This is a genomic window from Streptomyces sp. NBC_01498 (genome assembly GCF_036327775.1).
Classification (GTDB): Bacteria; Actinomycetota; Actinomycetes; order Streptomycetales; family Streptomycetaceae; genus Streptomyces.
Map to the genome: position 1 here is coordinate 134,270 of NZ_CP109598.1, position 15,837 is coordinate 150,106.

Consider the following 15,837-nt stretch of genomic DNA (forward strand, 5'->3'; position numbering starts at 1 on the left):
GTCTGTCCGGTCGATCCCCGTGGATCAGCGCGGGTGTCCGTTCGGCGCGGCCCCCGGGGGTCCGCCGCGGCCGTGGCCGGGCAGCGCCGCCCGGCCACGGTCACGGTCGCCTCGTCACCGGGTGTCGTCGTCCTTGACGAGGTCGTCGAGCGCGAGGCTGATCAGGCTTTCCGCGTCCATCGCGTCGATGGACGCGCGGCCGTCCTCCGCGGGCTCCGGCTCTCCCGCGCCGCCGGTACGCAGGCCGGCGAGCTGGAGCAGGCCTTCCATGAGGCCGGACTCCCGCAGGTCGGCGAACGGGATGGTGGCGAAGACCCGGCGGACCGAGTCCTCGTCGGTGCCGTTCGTGCCGCCGTTGGCCGCCGTGGCGGTGTCCGGTGTCTCCGGGGCGAGCCGGTCGGCCAGATGGGCGGCGAGGACGGCCGGGCTGGGATGGTCGAAGATCAGCGTGGCGGGCAGCCTCAGACCGCTCACCTCGTTGAGCCGGTTGCGGAACTCGACCGCTGTCAGCGAGTCGAAGCCCAGTTCGCTGAAGGCGAGTTGGGGATCGATCTCGCCGGTCCCGAGCACCGTCCCCGCCTCGTCGGTGACCACGTCGAGCAGCGCGGCGGTCCGCTCGTCGGGGGTCAGCCCGGCGAGGCCGGTGCGCAGGGCCGCCGACGCGGAGGACGCGGCGCGGGCGAGCCGGCGGGAGGGCCGGACCAGTCCGCGCAGCTGCGGCGGGACCCGGCCGCTGCGGGCCATCGCCGCCAGGTCCAGGGCGGCGGGCATCAGGACCGGTTCGGTGCGGGCGGCGCAGGCGTCGAAGAGGGCGAGCCCGGCCGTCTCGTCGAGCGCGGTCACCCCTCCCCGCTCCAGCCGTCGGCTGTCGGTGTCGCCGAGCCGGTCGGCCATGCCGCCGCCCGCCCAGGCGCCCCAGGCCAGTGAGACGCCGGGCAGTCCGAGCGCCGAGCGGTGGCCGGCCAGCGCGTCCAGATAGGCGTTGGCCGCGGCGTAGCTGGCCTGCCCGGGGCTGCCGAGCAGACCGGCCGCCGAGGAGAACAGGACGAAGTGCGCGATGTTCTGACGCTTCGTCAGTTCGTGGAGGTTCCAGGCGGCGTCCACCTTCGGGCGCAGGACCGTGTCCAGGCGCTCCGGGGTGAGCGTGGTGAGCGTCGCGTCGTCCAGGACGCCCGCCGCGTGCACCACGGCGGTGACCGGATGCGCGGCGAACACCTCGGCCAGGGCCGCCGCGTCGGCGGCGTCGCAGCCGACGACGGTCGCCTCCGCCCCCAGCACGCCGAGTTCCGCGACGAGTTCGGCCGCCCCGTCGGCGTCCGGGCCGCGCCTGCTGAGCAGCACCAGACGGTCCGCGCCGTGCGTGGTGACCAGATGGCGGGCCACCAGCCGGCCGAGCGCGCCGGTGCCGCCGGTGATCAGGACGCCGCCGCGCCAGTCGGGTGTGCGGGGTTCGGCGGGGCGCGGTGCCCGGACGAGCCGGGGCACGGCGAACTCCCCGTCGCGCACCACCACCTGGGGTTCACCGGCCGCGAGGGCGGCGGCGACCGCCTCGGGCAGCCGGCGCCACGACGGGTCCGCCGGGTCGGTGTCGACCAGCACGATCCGGTCGGGGTGTTCGGACTGGGCGGACCTGACGAGGCCCCAGGCCGCCGCCGCGCCGGGATCGGCCGCCGGGCCCCCGTCGCGGGCGACGGCCCCGGAGGTCACGACGGCCAGGGTGGTGTCGGTGTGCGTGTCGTCGGTGAGCCAGGCCGTCAGCCGGCCCAGCAGGGACGCGAGTCCGGCCCGGACGTCGTCCGGCGCGGGACCGGTGGCGTACGGCAGGACGACGGTGCCGGCGTCCGGTGCCTCGTCGGGCGAGGTCACCGCCGTCACCCGGCCGCCGTGGTCCGCCAGGGCGTCCGCCAGCTCCCCGGGGGCGGACCCGAGGACGGCCCAGTGCCCGCCGGACGGCACGCCGGCGACCGGCAGATCCGCCAGCGCCGGGGCGAACAGCGCGTCGTCGCCGCCCGCCGCACGGGCGGCGAGGTCGCGCGGCGGCTCGCGCAGGGCCAGGGACTCGACGCGTACGACGGGGGTACCGACCGTGTCGGTGGCCTCGACGCGTACCGCTCCGGGTCCGCCCGGACCGATCCGTACCCGCAGGGCGGTCGCGCCCGTGGCGTGCAGGCCGACGCCGCTCCAGACGAAGGGCAGCGCCAGGGTCCGGGCGGCGCCCTCGCGCAGTCCGACGGCGTGCAGCGCCGCGTCGAACAGCGCCGGGTGCAGCCCGAACGGGCCCACCGGGTCCGGGTCCTGATCGACCGTCACCTCGGCGAACACCTCGTCGCCGAGGCGCCAGGCGGCGCGCAGCCCCTGGAAGGCCGGGCCGTAGTCGGCGCCGAGTGCGGCCAGTTGGTCGTACAGACCGGTCAGGTCGACCGGTTCGGCGCCCTCCGGCGGCCAGACGGCCGTGGAGCGCGGGGCGGGTCCGGTGCCGGGCCGCAGCAGACCGGCCGCGTGCTCGGTCCAGGGGCCGCCGGGGACGGCGGAGGAGTACGCGTGGAACGGCCGCGCGCCGCTGTCGTCGGGCGCGCCGACCGTGACCTGGAGGGGGACGGCGCCCTTCTCGGGCAGGAACAGCGGTTCGGCGAGGGTGAGTTCGTCCAGGGTGTCGCATCCGGCGCGCGCCCCGGCCGCGAGTGCCATCTCCACGAACGCGGTGCCCGGCAGCAGGGTGGCGCCGCCGATGACGTGCTCGGCGAGCCAGGGGCGCTCACGCGGCGAGAGGGTGCCCGTGTAGAGGGTGCCGCCCGATCCGGCGAGTGCCACCTCGCTGCCGAGCAGCGGGTGCCCGCCTGCGGCGCCGGCCGCCTGCGGCTCGCTGTCCAGCCAGTACCTGCGGCGCTGGAAGGCGTACGTCGGCAGGTCGACCCCGGCGCCGTCGGGCAGCAGCCGCGCCCAGTCGACCCGGCCGCCGCGCACGTGCAGTGCGGCGAGCGCCGCGACGACCGAGGACGGCTCGTCGCGGTCCTTGCGGAGCGCGGGGACCACCAGCGCGTCGCCGGTGAGGGCGCCCATCGCCATGGGGGTCAGGGCGGCGCCGGGTCCGACCTCGACGAACCGGCGGACCCCGGCGGCCTCCAGGGCGCGGACGGCGTCGTGGAACCGTACGGCCTCGCGGGCGTGCCGTACCCAGTAGCCGGGCGTACGGAGGTCGTCGTCCGTGACCGGGGCGCCGGTCAGCGCGGACACGACGGGCAGCGTCGGCCGGTGGTAGGTGACGGCCGTCGCCACGTCCTCGAAGGCGGCGAGCATCGGTTCCATCAGCGGCGAGTGGAAGGCGTGGCTGACGGCGAGCTCCCGGGTCCGCCCGAAGTGGGCGGCCAGCGCGCGTACGGCGTCGGCGGTGCCGGAGACGACGACGGCGTCGGGCCCGTTGACGGCGGCGATGCCGACGCCGTCGGTGAGCAGCGGCCGTACCTCGTCCTCGGTGGCCTTGACGGCGGTCATGACCCCGCCGGGCGGGAGTTCCTGCATCAGCCGGCCGCGGGCGGCGACCAGGGCGCAGGCGTCTCCCAGGTCCAGCACGCCGGCCACGTGGGCGGCGGCGAACTCGCCGATGGAGTGGCCGGTGACGAGGTCCGGGCTCACCCCGAGGGATTCGAGGAGGCGGTAGAGGGCGACCTCGACGGCGAACAGGGCGGGCTGGGTGAACTCGGTGCGGGCCAGTGCCTCCTCGTCGTCCATGACCTCGGCGAGCGGGCGGGACAGCAGCGGGTCCAGCACGGTGCGCACGGCGTCGAAGGCGGCGGCGAACGCCGGGAACGCGGCGGCGAGTTCGCGTCCCATGCCGGCGGTCTGCGAGCCCTGGCCCGAGAACAGGAAGGCGAGTTTGCCGTCCGTGGCGGTGCCGGTGAGCACGGTGGCCGCGCCGGTGCCGTCCGCCAGGGCCCGCAGGCCGTCGCGGAGTTCGGCGGGGGTGCTGCCGAGGACGGCGGCGCGGTGCGGGTGGTGGGCGCGGGTGGTGGCGAGGGCGCCCGCCACGGGGAGGGCGGCGGCGAGGGGGGTGGCCGCCCCGGCGGCGGGGTCGGCGTCGGCGTCGGCGTCGGTACGGGTGTGCGTCAGTGTGTCGAAGCGGTCGAGCAGCCGGGCGGCCTGGGCGCGCAGCGCGTCCCCGGTGTGCCCGGAGAGCACCCACGGCACGGTGGCCGGGTCCGCCGGGACGGTGTCCCCGGGGTCCGCTCCCCCGGCCGTCGGCGCCGGTTCGGGCGCCGCCTCGATGACCACGTGCGCGTTGGTGCCGCTGAGGCCGAAGGACGAGATGCCCGCGCGCCGGGGCCGTTCGTCGTACGACGGCCACTCCCGCGACTCGGTGAGCAGGCGGACGTTGCCCTCCTCCCAGTCGACGTGCCGGGACGGCTCGTCGACGTGGAGGGTTCCCGGCAGGACGCCGTGGCGCAGGGCCTGCACCATCTTGATGACGCCCGCGACACCGGCCGCCGCCTGGGTGTGGCCGATGTTGGACTTGACGGAGCCCAGCCACAGGGGCCGGTCCGCGCTGTGCCCGGTGCCGTAGGTGGCGATGATGGCCTGGGCCTCGATCGGGTCGCCGAGGGTGGTGGCGGTGCCGTGGGCCTCGACGGCGTCGACGTCGGCGCCGGTGAGCCCGGCGGCGTCGAGCGCCTTGCGGATGACGCGCTGCTGGGCGGGGCCGTTGGGGGCGGTGAGGCCGTTGGAGGCGCCGTCCTGGTTGACGGCCGTGCCGCGCAGCACCGCGAGGACCCGGTGGCCGTTGCGGCGGGCGTCGGAGAGCCGTTCCAGGACGAGGACGCCCGCGCCCTCGCTGAAGCCGGTGCCGCCCGCCGAGTCGGCGAAGGAGCGGCACCGTCCGTCGCCGGACAGCCCGCGGTGGCGGCTGAACTCGACGAACACGCCGGGGGTCGCCATGACCGTCACGCCGCCGGCCAGCGCCAGCGAGCAGTCGCCCTGGCGCAGCGACTGGGCGGCGAGGTGCAGGGCGACCAGGGACGACGAGCACGCGGTGTCGACGGAGAGGGTCGGGCCCTCCAGGCCGAGGGTGTAGGCGATACGGCCGGAGACGACGCTGCCGGAGCCGAAGCTGCCGAAGTAGTCGTGGTACATGACGCCCGCGAAGACCCCGGTCTGTGAGCCGCGCAGGGTCGCCGGGTCGATGGCGGCGCGCTCCAGGGCCTCCCAGGAGGTCTCCAGCAGGACCCGCTGCTGCGGGTCGCTGACCAGGGACTCCTCCCCGTCCATGGCGAAGAACTCGGCGTCGAAGTCGGCGGCGCCGCGCAGGAATCCGCCCTCGCGGGTGTAGCTGGTGCCGGGCCGGTCGAGGGTGGGGTCGTAGAGCGCGTCCAGGTCCCAGCCCCGGTCGTCGGGGAAGGCGCCGATGGCGTCGGTGCCGTCGGCGACGAGCCGCCACAGGTCCTCGGGGGACTCGACGCCGCCGGGGAAGCGGCAGCCCATGCCGACGATGGCGATGGGTTCGTCGGGGTCGGCGGCGGGCCGGGCGGTCGCCGCGGCAGCCGTGGCGGGGGCGGCGCCGGTGTCGAGGCCCTCGGTGAGGCGGGTCAGCAGGAAGCCGGCCAGGGCGGTGGGGGTCGGGTGGTCGAAGACCAGTGTCGCGGGGAGCCGGAGGCCGGTGGCCGCGTTGAGTCCGTTGCGCAGTTCGACGGCGGCGAGCGAGTCGAAGCCCAACTCCTTGAAGGGGGCGGTGCGTTCGACGGCGTCGGCGGAGCGGTGGCCGAGGATGGCGGCGACCTGGGAGCGGACGAGGTCGACCAGCAGGGGTTCGCGTTCGCTGTCGAGGAGCGCGGCGAGCCTGCCGCGCAGCGAGTCGGCGCTCTGGCCGGTCCCGGCCGCCGCGGCCGTGCCACGCCGTACGGGAACGAGCCGGCGCAGCAGCGGCGCCAGCGCGTCGCCCTGGGCGCGGAGGCTCGCGAGGTCGAGCTTGACCGGCAGCAGCGCGGCGTCCTCGCCCGCGAGGGCGGCGTCGAAGAGGGCGAGGCCCTCCTCGGTGGCGAGGGGGGAGACACCGCCGCGCGCGATACGGGACTTGTCGGTGCCGTCGAGTGCGCCGGTCATGCCGCTGGCCTGCTCCCACAGGCCCCATGCCAGGGCGTGGGCGGGCAGTCCGGCGGCGCGGCGGTGGGTGGCGAGGGCGTCGAGGAAGGCGTTGGCCGCCGCGTAGTTGCCCTGGCCGGGCGAGCCGAGGGTGGCCGCCGCCGAGGAGAAGAGGACGAACGCCCGCAGGCCGAGACCGGCGGTGAGTTCGTGCAGGTGCCAGGCGGCGTCGACCTTGGGCCGGAAGACGGTGTCGACCCGCTCGGGGGTGAGGGAGGACAGGACGCCGTCGGCGAGGACGCCCGCCGCGTGCACGACGCCGGTCAGCGGCCGGTCGGCCGGGACGGCGGCGAGGACGGCGGCGAGCGCGTCGCGGTCGGCCACGTCGCAGGCGGCGGTGTCGACCTCGGCGCCGAGCGCGGTGAGTTCGGCGGTGAGGGCGTCGTCGGCGCCGCGCCGGCTGAGCAGCAGCAGGCGTCGTACGCCCCAGTCGGTGACGAGGTGGCGGGTGACGACCCGGCCGAGCGCGCCGGCGGCGCCGGTGACCAGGACGGTGCCCTCGGTGAGGTCGGGGCGCGCGTCCGGCGTCCCGTCGGCGGGCGCGGACCTGACGATCCTCGGCACGGTCAGGGTGCCGTCCCCGGCGGCGGCGAGCTGGGGTTCGCCGGTGGCGAGGGCGGCGGTGACCAGGCCGTCGGGAAGGGGGTCGGTGGCGGGGCCGTCGTAGGAGAGGAGGACGATCCGGTCGGGGTTCTCGGTCTGGGCCGAGCGGACGAGGCCGCCGGCGGCGGCGCCCGCGAGGTCGGTCCCGGTGACCACGACGAGCCGGTGGTCGGCGGTCGTCTCGTCGGCGAGGGCCCCGGTGAGTGCGGCGAGGACGGTGTCGAAGGCGGCGCGGACGGCGGCGGCGTCGGTGCCGGCCGGGGCGCGCAGGACGGTCACGGGCCGGTCGTCGGGGGCGGCGGACGGCGCGGGCGCGGGCTCCCAGGCGACGCGGTGCAGTGAGCCCGCCAGGTTGGCGCGCGCGGCGGCCTCGATCTGTTCGGTGGAGATCGTGCGCAGCGCGAGGGAGCCGACCGTGGCCACGGGCGCGCCGGTCGGGTCGGCCAGGTCCAGGGTCACGGCGCCCTCGGGTGCGCCGTCGCCGGCGGGGCGCAGCCGTACCCGCAGGGCGGTGGCGCCGGTCGCGTGGAGCTGAACGTCGGTCCAGGCGAACGGCAGGAGCGCGGCGTCGCCCGCCGCGTCGGTGAGGCCGACGGTGTGCAGGGCGGCGTCGGCGAGGGCCGGGTGCAGCCCGTAGCCGTCGGTCTGCTGGTCGAAGGCGATCTCGGCGTAGAGGTCCGCGCCGTGCCGCCAGGCCGCCTTGAGGCCCTGGAAGAGGGGCCCGTAGGACAGGCCGACGTCGAGCAGCCGCTCGTACAGCCCGTCCAGCGGCACCGGTCGGGCGCCTTCGGGCGGCCAGACGGCGAGGCCGGGGTCGGCGACCGGGACGGCCGGGGCGAGCAGGCCCTCCGCGTGGCGGGTCCAGGCGAGGTCGTCGTCGGAGTTCTCGGGGCGGGAGTGGAGGGAGACGGGGCGGTTGCCGTGGCCGTCGTCGGCGCCGACGACGGCCTGGAGCTGTACGGCGCCCTGCTCGGGCAGGACGAGCGGGGCCTCCAGGGTGAGTTCCGCGACCCGGCCGCAGCCGGCCTGTTCGCCGGCGCGCAGGGCGAGTTCGAGGTGGCCGGTGCCGGGGAAGAGCACCTGGCCGCCGACGACGTGCTCGGTGAGCCAGGGGTGGGTGCCGGCGGACAGCCGGCCGGACAGGACGAGGCCCTGGCCGTCGGCGCGCACCATGGCGGCGCCGAGCAGCGGGTGTCCGGTGCTGTCGAGCCCGGCGGAGGTGACGTCGCCGTCGCCGGAGACGCTGTCGAGCCAGTACCAGTCGTGCTGGAAGGCGTACGGCGGCAGCGGCACGCGGCGCGGCCGGTGCGGGGCGAGGACGGTGTCCCAGTCGACGGCGGCGCCGCCGGTGAACGCCTCGCCGAGCGCGGTGACGAAGCGGGCGGGGCCGCCCTCGTCGCGGCGCAGCGAGCCGACGGCGGTGACGGACTCGTCGGTCTCGCGGACGCCGATGGTCAGGACGGGGTGCGGGCTGGACTCCACGAACAGGGTGTGGCCGGCGGCGACGGCGGCGCGGGTGGCCTGTTCGAACAGGACGGTCTCGCGGAGGTTGGTGAACCAGTACGCGGCGTCCATCGTCGTGGTGTCGAGGAGCTCGCCGGTGACGGTCGAGTACAGGGGAACGTCGGAGGGCCGGGGGGTGACGTCGGCCAGGTCGGTCAGCAGCCGGGCCCGCAGCGTCTCGACGTGCGCGGAGTGCGACGCGTAGTCCACGGGCAGCCGCTTGGCGCGGATGTTGTCGGCCTTGAGCCGTACCTTCAGCTCGTCCAGTGCCCCGGGGTCGCCGGAGACGACGACGGAGGCGGAGCCGTTGACGGCGGCGACGGAGATCCGGCCGTCCCAGGCGGCGATGCGTTCGCCGATCTCGTCGGCGGCCAGGGCGACGGACATCATGCCGCCGCTGCCCGCGAGGTCCTCGGCGATGGCCTTGCTGCGCAGGGTGACGATCCGGGCGCCGTCCTCGACGGAGAGCGCCCCGGCGACGACGGCCGCCGCGATCTCGCCCTGGGAGTGGCCGATGACTCCGGCGGGGCGTACGCCGTGGGCGGCCCAGGTGTGCGCGAGGGAGACCATGACCGACCACAGCAGCGGCTGGACGACGTCGACCCGGTCGAGCGGGCCGCTCAGCTCCGTCATCGGGTCCCAGTCGACGTACGGGGCGCAGGCGGCGAAGCACGCGTGCATCCTGGCCGCGAACTCCGGCGACGTGTCGAGGAGTTCGGTGGCCATGCCGGTCCACTGGGAGCCCTGGCCGGGGAAGACGAACAGCGGCCTGGCGGTGCCGGGGGCGGTGCCCTCGACGAGGCCGGGGGCGGTGGTGCCCCGGGCCAGGGCGGTGAGGGAGTCGCGCAGTTCGGCGGCGTCGGCGCCGACGACGACGGCGCGGTGGGCGAAGCGGGCGCGGGTGGCGGCCAGGGAGTGGGCGATGTCGGCGGGGCGCGCCTCGGGGTGGGTGTCGAGGTGGGCGAGGAGCCGGGCGGCCTGGGCGGGCAGCGCGGCGGGCGACTTGGCGGTGAGCACCCAGGGGACGGGGGCGGCGGGGGTCTCCCCGGTGGTGGCGGGGGTGTCCGTGCCGGGTGTCTCGTCCCGTACGACCGCCGGTTCGGTCGCCCGTTCGATGATGACGTGGGCGTTGGTGCCGCTGATGCCGAACGAGGAGACGGCGGCGCGGCGGGGCCGGGACCGGTCGGGCCAGGCGCGTGACTCGGTGAGGAGCGCGACTTCGCCGGTGGTCCAGTCGACCTGGTCGGACGGCGTGTCGACGTTGATGGTCCGGGGCAGTACGCCGTGTCGCATCGCCATGATCATCTTGATCACGCCGGCGACACCGGCGGCGGCCTGGGTGTGGCCGATGTTCGACTTGACCGACCCGAGCCACAGCGGCTCGTCGGTGCGGCTCTGCCCGTACGTGTTGAGCAGCGCCTGTGCCTCGATCGGGTCGCCCAGGGTGGTGCCGGTGCCGTGCGCCTCGACCACGTCGACGTCGGCGGGCCGCAACCGGGCGCTGGCCAGGGCCTGTTCGATGACGCGTTCCTGCGAGGGGCCGTTGGGCGCGGTGAGGCCGTTGGACGCGCCGTCCTGGTTGACGGCGGAGCCGCGCAGCACGGCGAGCACCTCGTGGCCGTTGCGGCGGGCGTCGGAGAGCCGTTCGAGGGCCAGGACGCCGACGCCCTCGCCCCACACGGTGCCGCCGGCGGAGGTCGCGAAGGCGCTGCACCGGCCGTCGGGCGCGAGCGCGCCCTGCCTGCTGAACTCGATGAACGTCTCCGGGGTCGCCATGACGGCGACGCCCCCGACGAGCATGAGGTCGGACTCGCCCCGGTTGAGCGACTGCGCCGCCAGGTGCAGGGCGACGAGCGACGACGAGCAGGCGGTGTCGACGGAGAGAGTGGGGCCCTCAAGTCCGAGGGTGTAGGCGACGCGGCCGGTCACGATGGAGCCGGTGCCGAAGCTGCCGAAGTAGTCGTGGTACATGACACCCGCGAACACACCGGTCCGGCTGCCCTTGAGCGAGCCGGGGTCGATGCCGGCACTCTCCAGCGCCTCCCACGAGGTCTCCAGCAGCAGCCGCTGCTGGGGGTCCATCACCAGGGCCTCGCGGGGTGAGATCCCGAAGAACGCGGCGTCGAACTCGCCCGCGTCGTGCAGGAATCCGCCCTTGCGCACGTAGCTGGTGTCGGGGCGCTGCCGGGTGGGGTCGTAGACGCGGTCGGTGTCCCAGCCCCGGTTGACCGGGAAGGTGGTGATCGCCTCCCGTTCCTCGGCGACCAGTCGCCACAGGTCCTCGGGGGTGCGGACGTCGCCGGGGTAGCGGCAGGCCATGCCGACGATGGCGAGGGGTTCGTCGGTGCGGCGCCGCGTGTCGCGGCCCGCCGGGCGGCGTACGGCCGGCGTGTCGCCGACCTTGGTGCCGAGGAAGGCGGCGAGCGCGGCGGCGGACGGGTAGTCGAAGACGAGGGTGGCGGGCAGCCGCAGGGCGGTCTCGGCGGCGAGCGAGTTGCGCAGTTCGATGGCGGCGAGCGAGTCGAACCCGGAGTCCTTGAAGGCGCGTTCGGGGTCGACGGCGTCGGGCGAGGCGTGGCCGAGGACGGCCGCGACATGGGTGCGTACGGTGCGCAGCAGGGCGTCGGCGCGGTCCTGGTCGCCGAGGGCGGCCATCCGGTCGGTGAAGGACACGTCGGCGCCCTCCGCCAGGGCCTCGCGGCGGACGGTGCGGCCGGTGAGGGCGCGGAAGACGGGCGCCACGGCGGCGCCCTGGGCGCGCAGCGCGGCCGTGTTGAGCCGGACGGGGGCAAGGGCGGGCAGCCCGGAGCCGAGGGCGAGGCTGAAGAGGTCCGCGCCGTCGTCGGCGGCGAGCGGGGCCATGCCGCCGCGCGCCATGCGGGCGAGGTCGGCATCGTGCAGGCTGCTGGTCATCCCGCCGAGCGGGGCCCAGGGGCCCCAGGCGAGCGACAGGGCGGCGGCGCCGTGGGCGGCGCGGTGGGCGGCGAGCGCGTCGAGGAGGGCGTTGGCCGCCGCGTAGTTGCCCTGGCCGGGTGAGCCGACGACACCGGCGACGGACGAGAACAGCACGAAGGCGCGCAGGTCGAGTCCGGCGGTCAGCTCGTGCAGGTGGAGCGCCCCGTCGGCCTTGGGTCCGAGGACCGTGTCGAGGCGTTCGGGGGTGAGGGCGGAGACCACGCCGTCGTCCAGGACGCCGGCGGCGTGGACGACGGCGGTCAGCGGGTGCGCGTCGGGCACGCCGGCGAGCAGCGCGGCGAGCGCGGCGCGGTCGGCGACGTCGCAGGCGTGGACGGTGGGGTCGGCGCCGAGCGCGGTGAGTTCGGCGACCAGCGCCTCGTCGGCGCGCCCGCTCCGGCTGACCAGCATGAGGTGCCGGGCGCCGTGCTCGGAGACGAGCCGCCGGGCGATCACCGGACCGAGACCGCCGCTCGCGCCGGTGAGCAGCACGGTCCCCGCGGGGTCGAGGGTGAGGGGTCCGGTGGCCGGGAGGGTGCCCGCGGCGAGCAGCCGGGGCGCGTGGGCGGTGCCCGCGCGGACGGCGAGCTGGTGTTCGCCGGAGGCCAGCGCGAGCGGCACCGCGAGGTCGGCTTCGGCCGCCGGGTCGAGGTCGAGCAGGGTGAACCGGCCGGGTGTCTCGGACTGCGCGGAGCGTACGAGTCCCCAGACGGCGGCGCCCGCGAGGTCGGCCACGTCCTCCTCGCCGTCGGTGGACACGGCGCGGCGGGTGACGACGACCAGCGGGCGGGGGTCGTCGTCCTGGAGGGCTTCGAGGGCGGCGCGGGTGGCGGCGCGGACGGCGCCGGGGTCCGCGCCGGGCACGCTGTGCAGGACGCGGGCGTCGTCCGCGCCGTCGGCGGCGGGGTCCTGGGTGTCGTAGTCGCTGTCGGTGGTGTCGGTGCCGAGCCAGGGCACGGGCTGCCAGCCGACGCGGTACAGCGCGTCGTCGGGCCGGGCGCCGTGCGTGCCGGCGTCCCGCAGGTGGGTGAGCGGGCGGGCGGCGAGCGAGTCGACGGTCGCGACGGGCGCGCCGGTGGCGTCGGCCAGGTCGAGGGTGAAGGTGTCGGTGCCGGTGGGGGCGAGCCGGACGCGCAGCGCCGAGGCACCCACCGCGTGCAGGGACACGCCCGCGAACATGAACGGCAGGCGTGCCGTGTCGTCGTCGGAGCCGTCGCCGAGCAGTGCGAGGGAGTGCAGGGCGGCGTCGAAGGCGGCGGGGTGCAGGCCGAAGGAGGCGGCGTCGGCGGCGGGGCGCTCGTCGAGGCGTACCTCGGCGAAGAGTTCGTCGCCCCGGCGCCAGGCGCCGCGCAGGGCGCGGAAGACGGGGCCGTAGTCGAGTCCGGAGGCGGCGTGCCGCTCGTACAGGCCGGTGAGGTCGACGGGTTCGGCCTCCGGCGGGGGCCAGGCGGTGAGGGGTTCGCCGGGCGCGGTGTGCGCGGTGGCGGGATCGGCGAGGAGTCCGGCGGCGTGCAGGGTCCAGGGCCGGTCGGCGGTGGCGTCCTCGGGGCGGGCGTGGACGGCGACGGTGCGGGTGCCGTCGGGGCCGGGGGCGCCGACGGTGACCTGGACGCGGACGGCCTCGCCGGCCGGGAGCACCAGGGGTACTTCGAGGGCGAGTTCGTCGAGCCGGCCGCTGCCGACCTGGTCGCCCGCGCGGACGGCGAGTTCGACCATGGCGGTGCCGGGCACCACGATCCGGCCGCCGACGACGTGGTCGGCGAGCCAGGGGTGGGTGCGGGCGGAGAGGCGGCCGGTGAGGACGGCCCCGTCGGTGTCGGCGAGCAGGGTGGCGGCGCCGAGCAGCGGGTGGTCGGCGGAGTCGAGCCCGGCGGAGGAGACGTCGCCGCCGCCGGTGGCGGGGTCGGCCCAGTAGCGCTGCCGCTGGAAGGCGGTGGTGGGCAGCGCGACGCGGCGGGCGCCCCGGAAGAGGGCGGACCAGTCGACGTCGAGTCCGGCGGTGTGGAGCCGGCCGACGGCGGCCAGGAGGGTCTCGGTCTCGGGGCGGTCGCGCCGCGCGGCGGCGGCGAGGACGGCGTCGGGGGAGGCCAGGCCGGTGCGGGCCATGGCGGTGAGGACGGCGTCGGGGCCCAGTTCCAGGAAGCGGGTGACACCGGCCTGTTCGAGGGTGCGGACGCCGTCGTGGAAGCGTACGGCGTCCCGTACGTGCCGCACCCAGTGGTCGGCGGTGGCGAGGGCGTCGCCCGCGAGGGCGCCGGTGAGGTTGGACACGACGGGCAGGGTGGCCCGGTGGTAGGTGAGGCTTTCGGCGACCGCCCGGAACTCGGCCAGCATCGGTTCCATCAGCGGCGAGTGGAAGGCGTGCGAGACGGCGAGGCGCCTGGTCTTCTCGAAGTGCGCGGCCAGTTCGGTGACGTCGGCCTCGGCGCCGGAGACGACGACGGCGTCGGGTCCGTTCACGGCGGCGATGCCGACCCGCTCGGACAGCAGCGGCAGGACGTCCGCCTCGGTGGCGCGGACGGCGATCATCGCGCCGCCCGCGGGCAGTTCCTGCATCAGCCGGCCGCGGGCGGCGACGAGCGCGCAGGCGTCGTCCAGGGTGAGGACCCCGGCGACGTGGGCGGCGGTGATCTCGCCGACGGAGTGTCCGGCGAGGTAGTCGGGGGTAATGCCCCAGGACTCCACGAGGCGGTACAGCGCCACCTCGTGGGCGAAGAGCGCGGCCTGGGTGCGGGCGGTGCGGTTCAGCGGCTCGGGGTCGGTGCCGAAGACCGTGTCGCGCAGTCCGTCGTCGAAGCGGGCGCAGATGTCGTCGAAGGCGGCGGCGAAGACCGGGAACCGGTCGTACAGTTCGCGGCCCATGCCGGGGCGCTGGGAGCCCTGGCCGGTGAAGAGGAAGGCGGTGTGGCCCTTGACGACCCGGCCGGTGAGCGTGCCGGGCGCGCCGTCGGCGACCTGTGCCATGCCGTGCAGGAGCGCGTCGCGGTCGGCGCCGAGGACGACGGCGCGGTACTCCTGCGGGGTGCGGGCGGTGGCGAGGGCGTGGGCGACGTCGGCGGGGTCCTCCTCGGCGACGGCGGCGACGACCCGGGCGGCCTGTGCGCGCAGTGCCTCCTCGGTGCGGCCGGAGACGAGCCAGGGCAGCGGGGACGGGGCGGTACGCGGCTCGGGCGCCGGGCCGTCGGCCGCGACGGCGGGCTCGGGCGCGGGCGCCTCCTCGATGATGGTGTGCGCGTTGGTGCCGCTGACGCCGAAGGACGACACGGCGGCGCGGCGCGGCCGGTCCGACCCGGGCCAGGGGCGGGCCTCGCCGAGCAGCCGGACGTCGCCCGCCGTCCAGTCGACGCGGGTGGACGCCTGGTCGGCGTGGAGCGTCTTCGGCAGGACGCCGTGCCGCAGCGCCAGCACCATCTTGATGACGCCGGCGACTCCGGCGGCGGCCTGGGTGTGCCCGATGTTCGACTTGACGGAGCCGAGCCACAGGGGCCGGCCCTGCGGCCGGTCGTGGCCGTAGGTGGCGAGCAGCGCCTGCGCCTCGATGGGGTCGCCGAGCGGGGTGCCGGTGCCGTGCGCCTCGACGGCGTCGATGTCGGCGGGCGTGAGGCCCGCGCTGTCCAGCGCCTGGCGGATGACACGCCGCTGGGAGGGCCCGTTGGGGGCGGTGAGCCCGTTGGACGCGCCGTCCTGGTTGACGGCGGAGCCGCGTACGACTGCGAGCACCTCGTGGCCGTTGCGGCGGGCGTCGGACAGCCGTTCCAGGACCAGTACGCCGACGCCCTCGCCCCAGCCGGTGCCGTCGGCGTCGTCGGAGAAGGACTTGCAGCGGCCGTCGAGGGCGAGCCCGCGCTGGCGGCTGAAGGCGACGAAGGAGCCCGGGGTGGTCATCACCGACACGCCGCCCGCGAGGGCGAGGGTGCACTCCTCCTGCCGCAGGGCCTGCGCGGCGAGGTGGAGCGCGACCAGCGCGGAGGAGCAGGCGGTGTCGACGGTGACGGCGGGGCCCTCGACGCCCAGGGTGTAGGAGACGCGCCCGGAGATCACCGCGGCGAGCGTGCCGGTGCCCAGCGCCTCGCCCTCGTCGGCGGAGCGGGCCAGCAGGTCGCGGTAGTCCTGGCCGTTGGTGCCGGTGAAGACGCCGACGCGGGTGCCGCGTACGGAACCGGGTGCGATCCCGGCGTCCTCCAGCGCCTCCCAGGACGTCTCCAGGAGCAGCCGCTGCTGCGGGTCCATGGTGACGGCCTCGCGGGGCGAGATCCCGAAGAAGTCGGGGTCGAAGTCCGCGACGGACTCCAGGAACCCGCCCCTGCGCACATAGCTCTTGCCCGCCGCGTCCGGATCGGGGTCGTACAGCCCCTCCACGTCCCAGCCCCGGTCGCCGGGGAACTCCGTGATGGCGTCCGTGCCCTCGGACAGCAGCCGCCACAGCTCGTCGGGGGTGCTGACGCCGCCGGGGAAGCGGCAGCTCATCCCGACGACGGCGATCGGCTCCTGGTTCTCGGACTCGGCCTCGTGCAGCCGCCTGCGCGTCTCGTGGAGTTCCGCCGAGACCCGCTTGAGGTAGCTGAGCAGCTTGTCATCGTCTGTCATCGGATGTCGCCACTTCTGTGCGGAAGGGAGGGGGCCGTGGTCGTGCCGGACGGGCGGGTC

The 15,837-nt window shown here is 76.3% G+C and carries 1 protein-coding gene; it reads right to left on the reverse strand.

Annotation, left to right across the window (positions count from 1 at the left end; translation table 11 throughout):
• Window positions 1–114: 114 nt before the first annotated feature.
• On the reverse strand, window positions 115–15,777 hold the full coding sequence (locus OG875_RS00480) for a type I polyketide synthase (protein ID WP_330172191.1): 15,663 nt from the start codon (window positions 15,775–15,777) through the stop codon (window positions 115–117).
• Between the last annotated feature and the right edge of the window lie 60 nt (window positions 15,778–15,837).

What these genes read in the sequence shown, in the direction of transcription:
- OG875_RS00480 (WP_330172191.1), bottom strand. Translation starts at nt 15,777, where the DNA reads ATGACAGACGATGACAAGCTGCTCAGCTACCTCAAGCGGGTCTCGGCG.